Annotated in this window: 14 protein-coding genes; 5 read left to right on the top strand and 9 right to left on the bottom strand. The window is 47.0% G+C overall.

The genetic code is table 11. The features are described 5' to 3' along the window. Positions 1 to 87: 87 nt before the first annotated feature. From NBH14_RS22145 to NBH14_RS22135, 3 genes are all read left to right on the top strand, one after another. Complete coding sequence (locus NBH14_RS22145; protein WP_128135321.1) at positions 88 to 678, top strand: 50S ribosomal protein L25/general stress protein Ctc; 591 nt, start codon at positions 88 to 90, stop codon at positions 676 to 678. A 120-nt stretch (positions 679 to 798) separates the two neighbouring features. Continuing rightward, complete coding sequence (gene pth, locus NBH14_RS22140; RefSeq protein ID WP_186961172.1) at positions 799 to 1,362, top strand: aminoacyl-tRNA hydrolase; 564 nt, start codon at positions 799 to 801, stop codon at positions 1,360 to 1,362. A gap of 2 nt (positions 1,363 to 1,364) precedes the next feature. Further along, complete coding sequence (locus tag NBH14_RS22135; RefSeq protein ID WP_128135319.1) at positions 1,365 to 1,799, top strand: Hsp15 family ribosome-associated heat shock protein; 435 nt, start codon at positions 1,365 to 1,367, stop codon at positions 1,797 to 1,799. 154 nt (positions 1,800 to 1,953) lie between these two features. On the opposite strand, the gene NBH14_RS22130 is transcribed toward NBH14_RS22135, so the two are convergent. From NBH14_RS22130 to NBH14_RS22120, 3 genes are all read right to left on the bottom strand, one after another. Then, positions 1,954 to 2,427 (bottom strand): toxin-antitoxin system YwqK family antitoxin, encoded by a 474-nt coding sequence (locus tag NBH14_RS22130; protein WP_186961173.1) that lies wholly within the window; start codon positions 2,425 to 2,427, stop codon positions 1,954 to 1,956. Between the two features lie 122 nt (positions 2,428 to 2,549). Further along, a complete protein-coding gene (locus tag NBH14_RS22125; protein WP_186961174.1) occupies positions 2,550 to 4,184 on the bottom strand; it encodes a beta-helix domain-containing protein in 1,635 nt (544 codons plus the stop codon). A gap of 45 nt (positions 4,185 to 4,229) precedes the next feature. Continuing rightward, the gene (locus NBH14_RS22120) at positions 4,230 to 7,025 is read right to left on the bottom strand and encodes a TonB-dependent receptor (protein WP_186961175.1); all 2,796 of its coding nucleotides are present in this window, start codon (positions 7,023 to 7,025) and stop codon (positions 4,230 to 4,232) included. Between the two features lie 225 nt (positions 7,026 to 7,250). Here NBH14_RS22120 and NBH14_RS22115 point away from each other — a divergent pair, with 225 nt between their 5' ends. Next, on the top strand, positions 7,251 to 8,516 hold the full coding sequence (locus NBH14_RS22115) for a DUF3843 family protein (protein WP_186961176.1): 1,266 nt from the start codon (positions 7,251 to 7,253) through the stop codon (positions 8,514 to 8,516). Positions 8,517 to 8,932: 416 nt separating this feature from the next. Here the strand turns inward: NBH14_RS22115 and NBH14_RS22110 are convergent, their stop codons facing one another. Both NBH14_RS22110 and NBH14_RS22105 read right to left on the bottom strand, forming a co-directional pair. Then, complete coding sequence (locus NBH14_RS22110; protein ID WP_186961177.1) at positions 8,933 to 9,958, bottom strand: Gfo/Idh/MocA family protein; 1,026 nt, start codon at positions 9,956 to 9,958, stop codon at positions 8,933 to 8,935. Positions 9,959 to 9,982: 24 nt separating this feature from the next. Continuing rightward, positions 9,983 to 10,711: a 2-phosphosulfolactate phosphatase gene (locus NBH14_RS22105; RefSeq protein WP_186961178.1), complete on the bottom strand. Its 729-nt coding sequence runs from the start codon at positions 10,709 to 10,711 to the stop codon at positions 9,983 to 9,985. Positions 10,712 to 10,947: 236 nt separating this feature from the next. Here NBH14_RS22105 and NBH14_RS22100 point away from each other — a divergent pair, with 236 nt between their 5' ends. After that, positions 10,948 to 11,538 (top strand): DUF4251 domain-containing protein, encoded by a 591-nt coding sequence (locus tag NBH14_RS22100; RefSeq protein WP_128135643.1) that lies wholly within the window; start codon positions 10,948 to 10,950, stop codon positions 11,536 to 11,538. Between the two features lie 74 nt (positions 11,539 to 11,612). Here NBH14_RS22100 and NBH14_RS22095 read toward each other — a convergent pair whose 3' ends face one another. The 4 genes from NBH14_RS22095 to NBH14_RS22080 form a co-directional block, all read right to left on the bottom strand. Then, the gene (locus NBH14_RS22095) at positions 11,613 to 13,607 is read right to left on the bottom strand and encodes a glucosamine-6-phosphate deaminase (protein WP_186961179.1); all 1,995 of its coding nucleotides are present in this window, start codon (positions 13,605 to 13,607) and stop codon (positions 11,613 to 11,615) included. A 113-nt stretch (positions 13,608 to 13,720) separates the two neighbouring features. After that, complete coding sequence (nagA, locus tag NBH14_RS22090) at positions 13,721 to 14,887, bottom strand: N-acetylglucosamine-6-phosphate deacetylase (protein WP_250817761.1); 1,167 nt, start codon at positions 14,885 to 14,887, stop codon at positions 13,721 to 13,723. 26 nt (positions 14,888 to 14,913) lie between these two features. Further along, positions 14,914 to 16,080 (bottom strand): N-acetylglucosamine-6-phosphate deacetylase, encoded by a 1,167-nt coding sequence (gene nagA / locus NBH14_RS22085; RefSeq protein ID WP_186961181.1) that lies wholly within the window; start codon positions 16,078 to 16,080, stop codon positions 14,914 to 14,916. Between the two features lie 154 nt (positions 16,081 to 16,234). Further along, positions 16,235 to 18,181: an ABC-F family ATP-binding cassette domain-containing protein gene (locus tag NBH14_RS22080; protein WP_186961182.1), complete on the bottom strand. Its 1,947-nt coding sequence runs from the start codon at positions 18,179 to 18,181 to the stop codon at positions 16,235 to 16,237. Positions 18,182 to 18,378: the final 197 nt, after the last annotated feature.

Here is an 18,378-nt window from a genome sequence, read left to right as displayed (position 1 = left end):
ACCTTTGCACCGCTTTTAACCCCCGTACGTGTGATGGGAAATTAGGAAGCATAAAAACTAATTTTGAGTAACACAAAAATTAAGAAAATGAAGACATTTCAATTAGAAGGAAAAGGCAGAGAAGTAGCAGCTACTTCAGCCGATCAGAAAAGAGCTTTGAAAGCTATGCGTAAAAATCAGGAAATCCCTGCTGTATTATACGGTGGTGAAAAAGTAACTCACTTCACAGTAAATGTTGAAGGTGTACGCAAGCTGGTTTATACTCCGGAAATTTTCGCTGTAGAACTGAACATCGACGGCAAAAAGACAATGGCTATCGTTAAAGATATCCAGTTCCAGCCGGTAACCGACGCTATCATGCACATGGACTTCATGGAAGTATCAGACAGCAAACCGGTAGCAATGGAAGTTCCTGTTGTATTGGAAGGTCACGCTGAAGGTGTTAAAGCCGGTGGTAAGCTGACATTGCGTATGAGAAAACTGAGAGTAAAAGCTATCTACACTCAGATCCCTGAAAAACTGACTATCAACGTTGATCACCTGGGTTTAGGTAAATCTATGCAGGTGGGTGCTTTACACTTCGAAGGTCTGGAACTGATGAATGCAAAGAACGCTGTTGTTTGCGCTGTTCAGTTGACTCGTGCCGCTCGTGGTGCTCAGGCTACTGCTGGTAAGTAATCTGATAAAGAGAATACCAAATAACGTGAGGGAGGAATGTTCAGGAGAATGTTCTTCCCTTTCTTATATTATACAATTTTCGGATACGTCCGAACGTATCCCTGTAAAAATAGAATAACAATGAAATATCTGATAACCGGACTTGGCAATATAGGCCCTGAATATTGGGGAACACGTCACAATATCGGTTTTCGCGTCGTAAACGCATTGGCCGAAGATGCCGGAGCTCCGTTCACGGAAGAACGTTACGGGGCGGTTGCACGGATGCGGGTAAAGAACTGTGAACTGATCCTGCTCAAACCGAACACTTTTATGAATCTGAGCGGAAACGCTGTCCGTTATTGGCTACAGAAAGAAAACATTCCCGTGGAAAATCTGTTAGTGATAGTAGATGACCTGGCATTGCCTTTCGGCACTCTACGTCTGAAACCCAAAGGCAGTGATGCCGGGCATAACGGACTGAAAAATATACAGCAACTCCTGGGTACACAGGAATATTGCCGTTTACGGTTCGGCATAGGAAACGACTTTCCCCGTGGCGGACAGATCGACTATGTGCTGGGGAAATTTCCTTCCGAAGAGTTGGAATTGATGCCCGAAAAGCTGAAACGCGCGGTAGAGATTATCAAGAGTTTTTGTCTGGCAGGTGTACAGATCACCATGAACCAGTTTAATAACAAATAAGTATGAACGAAGTACGAATAGATAAATGGATGTGGGCAGTCCGCATCTTCAAATCCCGGACCATCGCAGTCGAAGCCTGCAAGAAAAACCGGGTGATGATCGGAGGCGTAAATGTAAAAGCATCGCGTATGATAAAGGTCGGTGATGTTATACAGGTCCGTAAACCGCCTATCACCTTTTCCTTTAAGGTGCTGGCATTAACGGAACGCCGCATGGGAGCCAAACTGGTTCCCGATTATATGGAAAATGTAACGACTCCGGATCAATACGAAATTCTTGAAATGAACCGTATCTCCGGTTTCGTAGACCGTGCACGCGGTCTGGGCCGTCCCACCAAGAAAGATCGCCGCGAACTGGAACAGTTCACCGATCCGGGCATGGCCGGAGATGGGTTCGATTTTGAGTTCGATTTCGGATCGGAAGGTGATGATGAATAATGTTCAGTTATTGTCGGGGTTGAATGCAGTGTCGTTGGTAGGGGCGGTTCGCGAACCGCCCGTACAGGCGCCGTCATAATGGAACAGGCCGGTTCGATCGTAAGGGCGGGGTCTTCCCTACCCTACAAAACCTGCCATTTGGGTTCAATTATTCCTAACTGTGCTCCTCTTCCGTCAACAAAACACCTTCATCATTCCATGTCCGCCAAATGCCGCTTTTCTTGCCGCGGGTATAGAACATTTCAAAGCGCATGATGCCTTTATCGTTCCAGATACGCCAGGGACCATCTTTCTCGCCATCTTTATAAGTGGCCAGGCCAATCAGTTGTCCGGCTTCGTTGTAAGTACGCCACTCACCGTGAAAGATGCCATGATAATAAGAGCGGACCTCGGCTATTTTTCCATCCGGATAATAGATCACATAGGTACCTTCGGGGCGCCCGTCTTTGAGGTAAAGCTCCATCTTCAACATGCCGTCATCGTAGAATTCGGTATAACGGCCGGTGTACGGAGTTGTCTGTGTTTCATCCGTATAATACTGTCCCTCGCTGAGAACCAGGTCCTGCGCCTGTATAGTGAGAGAACTTCCGGCGATTAATGCAGATGCCAATAATAATTTCCTATTCATTTATTGTCGCTATTGTAGATTCTTATATATATCCTATAATATAAAAAGGCAAAGGGCGCCGGAACATGTAACCATCTCCCGGGCCCCGAACCATTATTCAAAAACTTGAGTAAGAAACAGAATCAATATACAGTATTCTGCGGATCCCAGTTTGTCCAACCTTCCGTCCAGTCGTTTGTTCCGTCGAAAGCACCTTTGTAAGTGACCTTTTCGAAGAAGCTGTCCGCCAATTTAGAAAAGTCAGCACCTTTCACTGCATCCACTACGACAGAAGAATAGTCACCGTCTTTCGCAATGATCTGCTGGGTATTTTCCAGAACCGTATTATTACCGGCACGGTTGAAGAAGTTCTCGCTCACCTTTTCGTCTTCGTAGAAGTTCTTCCACATACCGGCAAAGATCACATTTTCGATAGCGATACCATCGTTAGCCTGCCCTTTCTTGTCTGTTGCACGCAGACCATAAGGCCATCCCGTAAAGACTGAGTTATATACATTCAGGCTTGAATTACGACGCAGGTGCATGGCAGCCTGGTATTTTCCGCCCTTGGCTCCGTTGGCTGCATCGGCAGTCTTGGCTTCCACTTCAGCCTGTGTCATATCAGATACTTTACCATAGAACGGACCGATCAGGGTCACATTGGAGAATACCGGCTTGGTAAACGGCGTATTGGTAGAACCGTCACCGTCATTATCAGACTCAAAACCATTGGAATCGGAAGTATCGGCAATATCTTTATCACGTACGCTCAACAGGAACTGTAGTTTACCTGTATAGCCGAAGTCTGTATCGAAATCATCATCCCAACCCTTATAAGCAATCAGGTGTTTCGCATTCACCGTACCACCGAACCATTCGTAAGAATCATCATTCGAATAAGATACCTGAACAAATTCCACTTCCGTACCGCTACCTACGCCTCCGAATGTCAAACCGTTGATTTCCTTATCCGGCTCCAATGGATAACCGGCAAATTCGATACGTACATATTTCAGCTTACCGGAACTTTCGCCGTTAAATTCATCAGAAGTCGTATTGCCATAGTGTGTGCCGGGGCCTCCTTCAATAGTCGGCTGGTTCGTACGGTTTACGCGGGCATTACCACAAATAATCAAACCACCCCAGTCACCGGTTACACGTTTGCCCGGTTCCTTGTCGGAAGTAAAGACGATCGGTTTGTCTACCGTACCTTCAGCGATGATCTTGGCACCCGGCTCGATAATCAGGGAAGCCGCTCTCTCACCCGGAGCAACGGAAATACCTTTGATAACGGAACCTGCCTCGATAGTCAACGTAGCGCCGCTCTTGACATAAACGAAACCTTTCAGGAAGTTCTTGTTGGCAGCAGAGATAGTACGATCGGCAGTGATATTGCCTTCCAGCGTATCTTCTATCACCTCTGCCGCATCTTCAGATACGGTTACGGTGCAAGTTGCCGTCTTATCTCCACTCTTCGTCGTTGCAGTAATAGTCGCGGTACCTTCGGCCACACCGGTTACCTTACCGCCATCCACGGTAGCCACCTTTTCATCGGAAGAACTCCATGTAATTGTTTTATCTGTCGCATCCTCCGGAGTGACAGTGGCAGACAATGTGACTGTCGCACCCGGTTTAACTGCGGCTGTCGTAGGATTTACAGCAACAGCAGAAACGGCTATAGTACCCTCTTTTTCGTCATCATCACTACAAGATACAGTTCCAAACATCACGGCCAGTGCAAACACAGAGGCCAAACCTTTTAATAGAAATCTGTTCATAATAAAAACATTTTGTTTGTAATAAGAATTATAGTCAATTAATCATTAGAACTTTAAGGAAACACCCACATTGATATCCACTCCCGGACGATAGCTGCGGATCAGCTGTTCACGTTCGCGCTTCCCCCCGTTTTCATCCGTCAGCTTCACGAATTGTTTGTATTCCACTTTCGAATTAAGCAGGTCCTGTACACCCGCCTTGATCTCCACGAACTTGCCGATCTTCTTCGAGAATGTCAGGTCCAGCGAGTTGCGGGGCATCTCGTATATATCGGGAATATCTTCACTTTCGTTCTGCATCGGGACACCGACCGACTCGATACGCTTCCCGATCCGGTTGTAAAGCAGTGAGGCAGAGATTCCCTTGTCGTCATGCTGATAGAACAATCCGGTGTTCACCAGGTAAGGAGATTGTCCGGCCAGCGGACGGTCGCGCTCGGGAGCGCTATCCTCGAAACGTACCCGGCTATAGATATAAGCGGCATTGCAAACCAGGCTCAGTCCTCTTAACCCGATAAAGTCGAGGTTTTTCCGGATATCCAGCTCCACACCGAAAGCATCGGCGTTCTTCGCATTATGATAGGTATATTGCAGGCCCGATCCGGCTTCGTTGTATGTCTCTTCGATCGGGTCTTTGAAACGTTTGTAGAACCCGCCCAGCGTAATCATCTCGCCGGTGGCCGGATAAAACTCGTACCGCAAATCCAGATTGTCGGCATAGGCGTTCTTTAGGTCGACGTTACCTACGATATTGGCATCGCGCTCCAGATTGAAGTAAACGTAAGGCACTACCTCCCGGAACTCCGGCCGGTTGACGGACCGTCCGTAAGCCGCGCGTATCAAATGTTTCTCCGTCAGATTATAAGAGACATTGACCGAAGGGAAGAAATCGGTCGCATCGTTATCCAGATGTACCGGCTCGGTACCGTCGGAAGAATACCCGTCCATCACCAGGTTGTAATATTCCATGCGAACCCCGACCACGGCATTCAGCTTCTCGCCATAGTTCAGCTTTGCCGAAACGTAGGCGGCACCCAATTTACTGTTCGAAGTATAAGAATCGTTATTCTTCGTTACCTCGCGCATCCAGATACGGTCGGCAGAGATGTTATCGTCCGAGAATATCCCGGTATAATCCCAATCGGCATAACGGTCATAGCCCGTACCCAACAGGTTGTAACCAAAGCGGCGAGCATCGAACGTACGGTCTTTATATTCTCCGTAGATACCACCGTTGAATACGGGAGCAAACATATCAGACACTGCGAACTTATGTTCGTAATTTGCCGCCAGCGATGCACTGTGATCTTTCAGGCCCTGATAGTAACGCATCGGATCGGATACATAATAGTTCGGCTGCTCCTTCTTATTCTCATCCAGGATAGAGTTTACGATCTTGCGGTCGGGCTCCCGGTAAGAGGCGAAGGCATAGCCGGCCGTCCAGTCTACCTTGTCGATATTCTCCCGCAAGGTATGCGTACCGCTCAACTGGCCGGAATAGGTCGTACGTCCGGTATAAAGCGATTCCCATTTGCGGATATCCTTATCGGAATAGTAGTTGGTCCCCTCCCGTTGCGTCAGGGCGGAAACACCGCGTTGGCTGAAGAAGTTACGAAATTCGTACTTATTGCCGCCCTTCATGAACGACCAGTTGAAGAGGGCACCCAGCTTGGAAGTATTCCGGTAGCGAATGTCATTGTATTCGAAACGGGGACGGGAGACGTCGTTCGCCACATCATAGGTGATATAGTTGTTGTTCACCGTTTCCGAATAGTCATATTCCGTACTCCAGTTCACATTGGTGATATTTCCGATCTTCCAGTCGCCGATGTCGAAAGTACGGTGAGAGGTAAGCGAAATCTTCTGGTCGGGAATGGCCTTGAATGTATTGATCCCCCAGCGCTGGTTTATCTGCCGGGTGAAAGCGGCCGCCTCTTCCGTCGAATGCTCTCCCAGATGGGCAGGAAAAGAAGCAGGCAGGCTCCGGGCAGCGGCTCCGAATCCGAAATAATCTTTCCAGCTTCCTTCTGTCAGCCGGAAGTCACGAAAGGTCGCATTCGTATTAAAACCCATTTGATAAGAAACTGCAAAGGTATTCCCCTCCGGGATATTCTTCGTCATCACCTGCACGAAGCCACCTGAAAAATCGGCAGGAACCTCGGCCGACGGACTTTTATAAACCATCATATTATCGATCAGCGAAGAAGGCAGCACATCAAAAGAGAAAGCCCGGCTGTCCGTCTCGCTCGAAGGCGTCGTGGCATTGTTCAGCCAGACATTGTTATAACGCTGCGCCAGGCCGCGCACCACGATAAACCGGTCGTCCACAATCGTGATACCAGGGATGCGGCGAAGCACCTCGGCTGCATCCCTGTCCTGCGTCTTACTGATCTGCTGGGCGGAGATACCGCTCACGACCGGCAGACTTTTCCGTACCGTATTGATAACGGCGGCCTCTGTTCCCAGTTTACGTTGGGCAACGACCACCACATTCTGCAACTGAAGGTCGGCATCCGAAAGCTCGATACGCAACACCGCCTCCTGACGGGCGACGACTTTGACCTCTTTGATCGTTTGTGAATTATAAGAGACATAGGAAGCTACCACATTATATACACCCGGCTTTACGTTCTCGATACGGAAATTACCGTCCACGTCAGCAATCGCGCCGACAGAGGCTCCTTCGATCGTTACAGTCGCACCGATCAGCGCTTCTTTGAATTTGGCGTCGGTCACCGTCCCGCAAATCACTCCGGTCTGCGCCCCGGCCGCCCATGAGAGAAAACAGCCAACCAACAGGCCCAGCAGTTTCTTTATCGTCCTAACTTTTACAGTACTCATTCTTTAATACTTGTTACATCTTTGAATTATTCGGGAGCAAAAGTAAAGGGAGGATATTTCAGGGTTATTTAGATTTTGTCACATTGTATGACAAGGTGGTTACATTCCGGATACAGGGTACAGACCAGAAACTTTTAGACCAGACAGAAAAATAATACAACAATCTACATGTAAACTTATTTTACTACATTTGCATCTTCATTATTCTAAACAGATAAACAATATATGAAGAACACTAAAATCTATCCGAAAGACTGGCTGCAACTGCATCCCTATAAACAATCAGGTCCGACCGACCTTTATTATACCCGTATTGCCAATCAGATACATGAAATGATGGAACAGACCGACCTGGCGAACTCGTTCGAAAAGGAAGATGCCATCCAGATCAGCATGCGTATGGCGGCTTATTTCGAGGACGTGATATCCGGCCTGAACATATGGCGTGCATTCATCACGGAATATAAGAAACAGACAGGCAACTATCTCCCTTTCTATACCGTCAGCGACCATTATTACGACGACGAGGCAAACTACGAAGACGTCCGTTTCCTGCTCTGGCATTACACCCAGCAATACCACGGCGCCAAGAAAGGCACTTTCGTCAACCCCGATAACCCAGCCAACGAAGAGACGGCCCGCCTCATCTACCAACTGTTTTGCAAGGAATGGACTACCGCTCCCGAAAACACAAAGATGCAGGCTCTTTTCGCCCCGGAAACATCATACGAGGACCCGGAGAAACAGGCCGAACTGCTCCACTGGTTCCACTACAACTCTTACCTGTTGACCGACTCGAACGTCGACCTGAGCGAAACGGTAAAGGAATACTGGCGCCAGAACCCGGACGAACGGCAGAACACACAGGCCGTCATGGTTATCTACGACTCGCTGGCTCATATCAGCCGGACGCCTCTCCTGGCCTACACGTCACCGAAATGGCTCTCGCTTATCATGCCGGAAACGCATCCGGACTATGCCGCCTTCGCCGATAAAGCGGAAAAAGCAGAATCCTTTGTCGACCCCGCCATCAAGGAACGCGAAGAGAGCAACAAGGCTGTCTACGATAAATTCACAGAAATTGCGGACGGCAAGTTATTATTCTATATGAAGAGCAAGCAGGAATTCATCGACTTCGCCACCCAGCAACTGAAACTGGAGGAAAGCGAATATACTCCGCTGGCCGATTGCATTGAATTCAACGAGTTTGCCGTATATGCTTCTCCCCGTGAAGGCCTCCAATTACTGGTAGACGGCATCGAGTTCATCAAAGACGAACAAAACCCGTTCTACGACGAGAAAAAGGCTTCCGACCAGGGATTATCTTTCTTCATCGTCAAACATTGCAGCAAAGACCTGCTGAAAGCCCTCGAAGAACGCGGCATGCTCGCCGATGCCCAAACCAAGAGCCTGCTCAGCCCCGAACGCGGAAAAGATATCATTCATGGGAATTGGGAATTCCTGGCGAAGTATTTTATCAGAGAGGTTTAAAAGGATAGTGGCAATTATAGAAAAAATTGAATCATCTGTTTATTGACTGGTTGTAACTGGCTCCCCTCTTGAGAGGGGGTAGGGGGTGTGTTAAAGCCAGTCAATAAAACAAGCCTTGTTACAGGTTTATTTGCCGTCTGCTTCAGCTGACGGATTAGTCAAGGGTTTATCTCATTGGACTTTAGTCCCATTTCTTACAGGTTTCTATCTAGGAGAAATGTGGCTGAAGCCAAAAGAGAGAAACAACTTGTAAACCGTCAGCTGAAGCAAACGGCAAATGAACCTGTAATAATCAAGTGACTCTGATTTTGGTGGTTGTATGGCGGGGATATGACACCCCCCCTTCCCCCTCTCCAGAGGGGAGCCAGGTACAACCAGTTGCTATAAAAGATAGCTCAAAACTGATAAAATCCGAATCATCTATCAGCCGGATAAACAACTCCCAACTGCCTCCGTATCTCGTCAATAATCTCCAATGTTATCAATGAATTATCATGGCTGTTAATAGCCGATTCGCGTTTACCGGCAAGAACCAGGTCTATAAATTCGGCCACCTCATAGTAGTATTCGTCCTTATCCGTCACCGCGCTGATATCCTGCGGCTCGGGAATGGCACTCTTGCCCGCTGCTGCGGCAATCCGGGGCAGATAAGTCACCTTGCTAATAATATTCACCCGGTCCAGAATGATGTTTCCTTCTTCCCCTTGTATCTCTGTCGGCAATGACGAGTTAGCTATCTTCGAATAAAGGATAGTCGCATTCATTCCTTTATACTGGAAGTTCACGGCCCCTTGTCCGTCCGCCCCCGAAGAGAGCATGACACCTGTCGCCTCCACCTTCTCCGGCCGCCCGAACAGGACTACCATCGGATAAAGCGTATAGATACCGATATCCATCATTGCTCCATTCGAGAGTTCCGGCTTAAAAGCATTCAGCACAATCCCTTCCTTAAACTTGTCATACCGCGACGAATACTGGCAATAGCAGGAGAAATAACGCCGTATCGTCCCCAGCCGGTGCAGATTATCACGTACGGCACGGAAGTTTGGAGTCAGCGTCGGTTTCATCGCCTCCATCAGCGTCACATTGTATTTCCGGGAAGCCTCGATCATCTCCCTCGCCTCCCGTGCATTCGAAGCAAACGGCTTCTCACATAACACATGTTTGCCATGCTTCATGCAAAGAATACTCTGCGGAGCATGCAAGAAATTAGGAGAAGCAATATACACCGCATCTATCAACGGGCTTTGCACCATCTCCTCCAAAGAAGTAAATGTATAGGGAATCTGATGCCTGGCAGCAAATGCATCTGCCGTCTCCTGTGTCCGCGAATAGACGGCAACCAGTTCAAAACGTTCGTCCTGCCGTGCCCCGGCAATCACCCAATCTGTTATAAAGTTCGTTCCTACTACCCCGAAACGTATTTTATTTGTTATAGCCATTTCTATGTTATCTTTCCTTTATTATCAAATCGTCATCACTTTCTTCAATACCAAAGTCTCCCCTTCTATCGCCAACTCCGGTACAACGACGACACTATCCGGTGTCAGGCAAAAAGGCACGGCATCTTCCAGATGATTGGCTTTCAGGCGAGCCATATGGTCGGTCGGAGCAAGATAAGCGATCAGGTTCTTTTTATTATTCGTCCACATGTCGCGGGCAATGACTGCGGCATCCGTAGCCGGGCGGTATTTACCGGTTTTGGCTAGTACCTCTACCAAAGCCCCACCGAACAAAGTATCTTCTATATTCACCTTGTCCTGCCAGCCGGAACATAAAACAACGACATCGCGCCCATGAAACAGACAATAGTCCGCAACCGCCTGTAAATTAACAAAGGCGCCTGTAATAACACGATAAGCAGACTTTGCTATAGTTATAGCCCGGGTGCCATTGGTCGTCGTAAAGATCACATCCTTACCGGCTACTTTCTCCGCCGTATAGTCGAACGGTGAATTTCCGAAGTCGGCAAAATCACATCGTTTCACATTGCGTTCGGCACCAACCAGCCAGCCTTTTGCCTTATATTCCTGAGCTTCCTCCACCGTCGCTACCGGGCGGATACTGCGAACGCCATTCTTGAAAGCCGCCGCCATCGTTGTCGTTGCCCGGAACACATCCACTACAACGACAATTGCTTCCGGGTTATGATATACCGGATACAGGGCCGGCGAAAAACATACATCAATCTTCATATCTTCTCGTTTTAATCATCTGATATTACCCGCAAATGTACAGGATAATTCGCTGAATACCTAGTCTGGTTACCCCGCAACTACCTATTATATAAAAGATTCTATAATAAAAATGAGGATTAACCAAATTAGCATGATAAAATGTTATAGTATCTACAATCATCTATTTGTCAGGAACCTTTTTTACTCATGCTTGTTCTTTTACTACATTTTGAAAACGTTTTAAACTAAATCGTATGAAAAGAATTGTATCTTTTATCGTCGTTTTCACTCTTGTAATGGGGGGAATGACACATGTACAGGCTCAGAGTAAAGCCGTAGAAAAAGCAGAGAAAAAGTTAGAAAGAGAAGCTAAGAAAGAAGCAAGAGAAGCGAAGGATGCTATCATGGACGAACAGGAATTCAACACTGCCATGCAAGCTATCACCAACCAGTCTTTTGTATTGGAAGCCAACTCCGTACAACCAATGAACGGACAGGTTTACTATGTAAACTCAAACACAAACTTCGTCTCTTTGAATGATGGCCAGGCAATGGTACAGATCGCATCCAACTCTCCGTACCCAGGTCCTAACGGATTAGGTGGTGTTACCGTACAGGGAAGCGCATCCAACATCCAAACCAAACAGGACAAAAACGGTAACGTTTACCTGTCAATGAGTGTCCAGGGTGTTTTCATCTCTGCCACTGTAAATCTGACATTGATGAACGGAAGCAACAAAGCAACAGTTACCGTAGACCCGAACTTCTCAGGAAGAGACCTGACAATGACAGGAACATTAGTTTCATATGCTCAGTCAAACATTTTCCAGGGAACGACCTATTAATTTAGCATCAACATTAAACATGAAGAGCGCTTGCCATCAGGTAAGCGCTCTTTTTTTATAGAAACAATTAAGTCTTATTTATCAAACGGGATCATATACTGAACGAATGCTTCGATTGCTTCATAGGAAGCCAGACCCAGATCCTTATACAGTTCGGCTGTAGCACGGTTACGGTCTTCGGCACGCTGCCAGAACAGACGTTCGTCGTCACCCAGGAACGGTGCGCTTTCTGCCTGCGACTGGTGTTTCAGGATGGCATTACGTTTGAAGCGCAATTCTTCCGGACTGATAGGAACTGCCATTTCGATGTGGTCCATTTCCCATTCTGCCCATGCTCCACGATACATCCAAACACGGCAATGTTTCAGCCATTCTTCGTCTTTCAGTTCATCAATAGCAGCCAGTACGGCATCCAGACAAACCTTATGTGTTCCGTGCGGGTCAGCCAGGTCACCGGCCACGAACATCTGGTCCGGCTTGATCTCCTGCAACAGTTTCTTTACGACAGCGACGTCGGCTTCACCCAAATCATTCTTCTTAACAAGACCTGTTTCATAGAACGGAAGATCCAGGAAGTGAACGTTTTCATCTTTCACGCCTGAATAACGGCAACCGTGACGGGCTTCTTCACGACGGATAGTACCTTTCATGAACAGGACATCTTTCTTTTCCGGTTCCCCGTTTTCTACCTTTTCGAAACGCAGGTATTTGATAATCTCTTCCGCTTTGTCTTTAACAGTACTGTCATTCGGAGAATATTTGTCGCAAACATCACGCAGATACTCGCAGTAACGGATCACTTCGTCATCTCCTACGGCAATATTACCGGAAGTTTCATAAGCCACATGCACATCATGGTGCTGGTCGCACAAACGGCGCAAAGTACCACCCATAGAGATCACGTCGTCATCCGGGTGCGGACTGAATACGATCACTTTCTTCGGATACGGAGTAGCGCGTTCCGGACGATTGGAATCGTCTGCATTCGGCTTACCACCCGGCCATCCGGTAATTGTATGCTGAATATCATTGAATATCTTGATATTTACATTATAAGCGGAACCATACAGCGCTAAGAGTTCTCCCAGTCCGTGTTCGCTGTAATCCTTATTTGTCAGTTTCAGGATCGGTTTGCCGGTCAACTGGCACAGCCAAACGATAGCACGACGGATCAGTTTGTTATCCCAATCACAGTTGGTAACCAACCAGGGATGGCTGATTCTTGTCAGTTCGTAAGCGGCAGACAGGTCGATCACCACCTTTGCATTCATATGAGTCTGCAAATAAGTAGAAGGAACTGTTTCACTGACCTTACCTTCAACCGTATTGGCAATGATACGTGATTTATCTTCACCCCAGGCCATCAGAATCACATTCTTAGCTCTCAGAATAGTTGAAATACCCATTGTGATTACACTTGCCGGAACATTTTCAATCGATTTGAATGTACGGGCAGCTTCTTTGCGTGCATCGTTATCCAGTAAAACCAGACGGGTTCCGACATTGGCAGATGATCCCGGACCGTTAAAGCCGATATTACTAGCATGTCCTACTCCCAACAGGATATAGTCGATTCCTCCGAAATTCTGGATTTGCTGTTCATACTGTCTGCAAAATTCGAAGATATCGTCTTTCGGCATAGAACCGTCGGGTGAATAGATATTCTTCGGATCAATATCCACCTGGTCAAGGAATGACTCCTTCAAATAAGCCAGATTACTGTTTGTCGATGCGCTCAGCGGATAGAACTCGTATACATTAAATACAATTACGTTGCGGAAGCTCAGTTGTTCTTCCTTATGCATACGGACCAATTCCTTAAATACACTCTGAGGGGAACGTCCACCAGACAAAGCGAGGACGAAAGGTTCGCCGGCTGCCTGTTTTTTACGTATTTGTGAGGCCAATTCTTTCGCGATCACGAAAGATCCTTCTTCAGCTGATTCGTAGATGTTTGTCGGAATCTTCTCCATACGAGTTAAAACTGATTGCTCGTAAGCGTTTTCCGGACGGTAATACCTGAGCGGTATACGCGTCAGGGTAATCTGAGAACTAAGGTTCGTCTTCATGTTTAATTACGATTTAGTAGAACTTTTTTACTTGAACTACAAATATAACAATTCTTCGGCAAATAAAGATTAACGAAAGCTATCAAAAATATCTATTTACCTATAAGTTGGTACTAAGCCAATGTATTCGTACCTTCTACCAAATGTCCCATCGACCAGACAGAACGAACGTTCAGCTTACGGTCAAGGATAACGATGTCGGCATCCTTTCCGCGTTGCAAAGAACCCTTGCGATCGTCTACTCCCATCAGGCGGGCCGGCGTTTCAGAAGCCATGCGAACAGCGTCTGCCAAAGGAACTCCGGCATTTTGGGCCATCGTACGAACCAGTACGTCCATTGTAGCGATACTGCCTACCAAAGAAGAATGGTCTGCCAGTTTACAAACGCCATCTTCTATAATAATCCGGGGATCATCAACGGGCTTTCCCTCATTGGCGGCATAAGCCAATGCATCCGTTGTCAGGCAAGTACGTTCCACACCCTTCAGCTTATAAACCAGGCGAAGGATAGTAGACGGTAAATGGCGCCCGTCGGCAATCACCTCAACCGTCATGTCATCCACCAGAAAGACACTTTCCACTGTTCCTTCATATTTATATTCACGACGTTTGTGGAAGCCAGGCATGGCATTATAGAAATGAGCGGCATGCGTAAAACCGGCTTCATAAGCCGCTTTGATATCGGCAAATTCAGCTTCCGTATGTGAAATAGCCGCCAGGATACCTTTCGAACTGACATAACGGGCAAAATCCAATGCACCCGGCAATTCAGGACTGGCATCCCAACGTTTAATACAATTCGTACTGTTCAGCAAAGAGATATACTCTTCCGGATCCGGATTCTTCAGGGCATCGCTCAGAAGACTTCCGGCCATCTTGGGATTCAGATACGGACCTTCCACCTGTAAACCGGAAACCGGACTGTTTTTCTCAGCCATCACACTCTCACACAAAGCAATACCTTTCCGTATTTCCTCAACAGGCAATGGAGACAGAGTCGGGAAAATACAGGTTGCCCCATGTTTCATATGAGCAGCCACAGCACCGTGGAAAGCCTCTTCCGTACATTCCTTGAAATCATAACCGCCACCGCCATGTACATTCATTGCGACAAATCCCGGTACGATATTCATACCTTTGGCATCAATCACCGTAGCACCGATCACAGCCAGGTCGCTGTTAGTCACTTCCAGTATTTTACCATCACTGATCAGGACGGAACCATCTTTCAACCAACCTTGCGGTGTCAGGATCTGTCCGTTTATTATTTGTGTCAACATAATTTTCAATTTTCAATTTTCAATTCTCAAAACAGCTTATTGGTTCCTTCCACCAGCTTACCCATTGCCCAGACGGCACGTACATTCAGGTCTTTATCCAACACCATGATATCGGCATCCTTTCCACGTTGCAAAGAACCTTTGCGGTCGTAAACACCCATGATACGGGCCGGTGTTTCAGATGCCATACGAATCGCATCTTCCAAAGGTATCTCGGCGTTCTGTACCACCGTACGGATCAGGCGGTCCATCGTTGCAACACTACCGGCCAACGCTGAGCGGTCGGCAAGTTTACAAACCCCGTCTTCAATGATCACACGCGGGTCGAAAGCCACCTGGCTATCGCTGGCCGCACAAGCCAAAGCATCCGTGATCAAACAAGTACGTTCCACACCTTTCACCTTATAAACCAGACGAAGGATTGTCGGCGGAACATGGATACCGTCAGCTACCACTTCCACTGTCATATCATCGATCAGATAGATACTTTCGACAGTTCCTTCATACTTATACTCGCGACGTTTATGGAAACCGGGCATAGCGTTGTAGAAATGGGTGGCATGTGTATAACCCGCTTCATAAGCCGTCTGGATATCTTCATATTCAGCCTGTGTATGGCCGACAGCCGCCAACACGCCTTTCGAAGTGATATACTTGCCGAACTGCATGGCACCCGGCAATTCAGGCGCAGCATCCCAACGCTTGATACAATTCGTCTCTTCCAGCAACGGGATATATTCTTCAGGGTCCGGATTCTTGATGTTTTCAGGAATCTGACCACCAGCCATCTTCATATTGAAGTAATGGCCTTCCAGATGTAATCCGAGGATAGGACTGTCCTTTTCAGCCATCAACTTTTCAGTTGTAGCTGCCGCCGCACGGATCATCGGGATGGTTGAAGACGACAAAGTCGGGAAAATACTCGTCGTACCATGTTGCATATGGGCAGCCACGGCACCACGGAACGCCTCTTCCGTACCTTCCATAAAGTCACGTCCGCCTCCGCCGTGAACATGGATTTCCACTCCGCCCGGAACGATATACATTCCCTTGGCGTCAATCAGGTTTGCACCAACTATGGCAAGGTCACAGTTAGTCACTTCCAGAATCTTGTTATCACTAATCAGAACAGAACCATCTTTCATCCAGCCCTGTGGTGTCAGGATACGACCGTTAATAATTTGAGTTAACATAATATTTTGTCTATAAATTAGGCGTTTGTTATTTATCAATTAGTTCAATCTCATGGTATAATAAACCGGAGTCTATTGACTGACAAAAGTAAATACTTTTTATTTAATGCAATCCTTCTTTAATCAATATATTTCAAAAAAAAGCGCCACCGGATCACCGGGACGCTTTCTCATTCAATTCTTCTAATTCCATGGTCAACTCCGTCCATGTGTCCATTGTGTCGGACAACTCTTTTTTCAATGATGAATAATCATTATATAAAGATGTATCGGAAGCTCCTTCGGGAGTTGCCAGCCTGGCTTCAATGGCGGCTATGGAGTTTTCCAGTTCCGTTATTTTATTTTCTGCCTCGGCAACGGCTTTCTCCACTTTCTTGATCGCTTTGCTTTGTTCTTTGCGTGCTTCGTAAGAAAGTTTGTTTTGTGTAGGCTGGCCATCCGCATCCGTTGCCAAAGAAGCTGCCTGTGTGGAACGTTCCAGTTCACGCAAGCTATCCATCTTCTTTTTTTCCAGGAATTCATAGATTCCTCCCAGATGTTCTACGACACGCTGGTTTCCAAATTCATAAACCTTATCTACCAGGCCATCCAGAAATTCACGGTCATGGGAAACGACAATCACGGTACCGTCAAATTCACGCAACGCATCTTTCAGGACATCCTTCGAACGCATATCCAAATGATTGGTCGGCTCATCGAGGATCAGCAGGTTGACCGGCTCCAGCAACAGGCGGATCATCGCCAGACGGCTTCTTTCTCCTCCCGACAGGACTTTCACCTTCTTATCGGACGCTTCGCCGCCAAACATAAAGGCACCGAGGATATCGCGGATCTTGGTCCGTATATCACCCTGCGCTACATAATCGATCGTATCAAAGACCGTCAGGTTATCATCCAGCAACTGCGCCTGATTCTGGGCAAAGTAACCGATCTTCACGTTATGCCCCAATTGCAGCTTTCCTTCATAATCGATCTGTTCCATGATACATTTGACCAGCGTCGATTTACCTTCACCGTTCTTTCCGACAAAAGCGACCTTATCCCCTCTGTTGATAGTCAATGTGACATCCTTGAAGATCAGATGATCCCCATAACGTTTAGCCACATTCTCCATAATCACAGGGTAAGAACCGGAACGGGGAGCCGGAGGAAATTTCAGGCTCAGCATGGCTGTATCTACCTCATCCACTTCAATACGCTCTACCTTTTCCAACTGTTTGATGCGTGACTGTACCTGAACGGATTTGGTCGCTTTATAACGGAATCGTTCAATGAATGCTTCGGTATCAGCCAGTTTCTTCTGCTGGTTTTCGAAGGCACGGAGTTGTTGTTCGCGGCGTTCCTTACGAAGCTCAACGTATTCGGAATACTTTACTTTATAATCGTATATACTTCCCAACTCGATCTCGATCGTACGGGACGTGGTGTTATCAATAAAAGCACGGTCATGCGAAACCAGGATCACAGCATTGGCACGGGTCGCAATGAAATTCTCAAGCCATTGGATAGATTCGATATCCAGGTGGTTGGTCGGCTCATCAAGCAACAACACATCCGGACGGCGAAGTAATAATTTTGCCAACTCGATACGCATACGCCAGCCACCGCTGAACTCGGAAGTCGGACGTTCAAAATCACTGCGGTTAAATCCCAGACCGATCAAAGTACGTTCCAGTTCTGCATGGTAGTTGCTTCCCCCCATCAGCTGGAAATGTTCGGAAAGATGTGTTACCTTATCTATCAGTTTCTGATACGATTCCGTTTCGTAGTCGGTCCGTTCAGCCAGTTCCAGATTCAGCCGTTCGATCTCCTTTTCCATTTCCTGGATATGACCGAAAGCCTGTTCCGCCTCTTCACGGACAGTACGGCTGTCGGTCAGCTGCATCTGCTGCGGCAGATAGCCGATCGTCGTCTCTTTGGGAATACTCACCGTACCGGATGTCGGAGACTGCAAACCTGCAAATATCTTCAACATCGTAGATTTTCCCGCCCCGTTCTTACCGACCAGTGCGATACGATCCTTCTTGTTTACCACAAACGAAACATCATCAAAAAGCGTAAATCCGCCAAATTCAACTGTTAGTCCTTCAACCGAAATCATATCTATTTCTTTTATGGCTGCAAAAGTACACAAAAATCGCCTACCACTCCAAATTAGCTGAATGCAGTATCATAATATATGTCACAAAACCGGACAGTACCTTATCGGTAGAAAAAAAATAATTAGTAATATCAGGAAAAATACTCGGAAGATTAAAAATAGAAACGACTAAGTTCTAGCAGAACTAATTTATAACG

The sequence above is a fragment of the Parabacteroides caecihominis genome (assembly GCF_023656785.1).
Lineage (GTDB): Bacteria > Bacteroidota > Bacteroidia > Bacteroidales > Tannerellaceae > Parabacteroides > Parabacteroides segnis.
The sequence above is the reverse complement of the archived record's forward strand: the minus strand, read 5'-3'. Positions and strand labels throughout refer to the sequence as shown.

Bases quoted from the DNA above. Each gene is read 5' to 3' on its own strand.
- NBH14_RS22145 (WP_128135321.1), top strand. From the start codon at position 88: ATGAAGACATTTCAATTAGAAGGAAAAGGCAGAGAAGTAGCAGCTACT.
- pth (WP_186961172.1), top strand. From the start codon at position 799: ATGAAATATCTGATAACCGGACTTGGCAATATAGGCCCTGAATATTGG.
- NBH14_RS22135 (WP_128135319.1), top strand. From the start codon at position 1,365: ATGAACGAAGTACGAATAGATAAATGGATGTGGGCAGTCCGCATCTTC.
- NBH14_RS22130 (WP_186961173.1), bottom strand. From the start codon at position 2,427: ATGAATAGGAAATTATTATTGGCATCTGCATTAATCGCCGGAAGTTCT.
- NBH14_RS22125 (WP_186961174.1), bottom strand. From the start codon at position 4,184: ATGAACAGATTTCTATTAAAAGGTTTGGCCTCTGTGTTTGCACTGGCC.
- NBH14_RS22120 (WP_186961175.1), bottom strand. From the start codon at position 7,025: ATGAGTACTGTAAAAGTTAGGACGATAAAGAAACTGCTGGGCCTGTTG.
- NBH14_RS22115 (WP_186961176.1), top strand. From the start codon at position 7,251: ATGAAGAACACTAAAATCTATCCGAAAGACTGGCTGCAACTGCATCCC.
- NBH14_RS22110 (WP_186961177.1), bottom strand. From the start codon at position 9,958: ATGGCTATAACAAATAAAATACGTTTCGGGGTAGTAGGAACGAACTTT.
- NBH14_RS22105 (WP_186961178.1), bottom strand. From the start codon at position 10,711: ATGAAGATTGATGTATGTTTTTCGCCGGCCCTGTATCCGGTATATCAT.
- NBH14_RS22100 (WP_128135643.1), top strand. From the start codon at position 10,948: ATGAAAAGAATTGTATCTTTTATCGTCGTTTTCACTCTTGTAATGGGG.
- NBH14_RS22095 (WP_186961179.1), bottom strand. From the start codon at position 13,607: ATGAAGACGAACCTTAGTTCTCAGATTACCCTGACGCGTATACCGCTC.
- nagA (WP_250817761.1), bottom strand. From the start codon at position 14,887: ATGTTGACACAAATAATAAACGGACAGATCCTGACACCGCAAGGTTGG.
- nagA (WP_186961181.1), bottom strand. From the start codon at position 16,080: ATGTTAACTCAAATTATTAACGGTCGTATCCTGACACCACAGGGCTGG.
- NBH14_RS22080 (WP_186961182.1), bottom strand. From the start codon at position 18,181: ATGATTTCGGTTGAAGGACTAACAGTTGAATTTGGCGGATTTACGCTT.